At 68.6% G+C, this 738-nt stretch carries 1 protein-coding gene and 1 pseudogene; both read left to right on the top strand.

From position 1 onward, the window contains the following. A pseudogene (locus AC1D2F_RS23910) lies at positions 1-245 on the top strand (serine hydroxymethyltransferase); the annotation flags it as partial. A 184-nt stretch (positions 246-429) separates the two neighbouring features. Beyond that, on the top strand, positions 430-738 hold a 309-nt coding region (locus tag AC1D2F_RS23905), incomplete at its 3' end, for a serine dehydratase beta chain (protein WP_476967908.1).

The raw sequence follows: 738 nt of genomic DNA, 5'->3' as shown, positions 1-738 counted from the left end.
TCACGGTCAACCGCAACGCCGTCCCGTTCGACCCGCGCCCGCCGATGGTGACCTCCGGGCTGCGGATCGGCACCCCGGCGCTGGCGACCCGCGGCTTCGGCGAGGCGGCCTTCGCCGAGGTCGCGGACATCATCGCCGAGGCCCTGACCGCCGACGCCGGCGCGGACCTCTCCGGCCTGCGCACCCGGGTGGAGGCCCTCGCCGCCGCCCACCCGCTCTACCCCTCGGTTGATAACCTCGCCTAAGCGACGTATGACTGAAGTAGTAGCAATACAGAACTAACCGCAGTACAGATCACGACGCCGGGTTGCCGCCACAAGCCGCCGCCCGGCGTCGTGCATCCGGCAAGCTGCCGCCAACCGGCCGGCCGCAGTGCCTTCCGGCAGGACCATCTGCCGGACCACAGTAAGACCTAGTTAGGAACCGACAATGGCTGTTGGAGTCTTTGACCTGTTTTCCATCGGAATAGGACCATCCAGTTCCCACACCGTGGGTCCCATGCGGGCCGCCGCCGTGTTTGCCGAAGAACTTAAGTCCCTCGGCAAGCTGGCAGAGGTGGCGTCGCTGCGGGTGGACCTCTACGGCTCGCTCGCCGCCACGGGCCACGGCCACGGCACCATGACCGCCATCCTGCTCGGGCTCGAGGGCTTCCATCCCGAGCAGATCCTCCCCGAGGAAGTGGAGGACCGGCTGGCCGCGATCGCCGGGACCGGCACGCTGCAGCTGGCCTGCAGCTGG

This window comes from Arthrobacter sp. P1_B3 (genome assembly GCF_056406615.1).
This window is presented reverse-complemented; position numbering and strand designations above follow the sequence as displayed.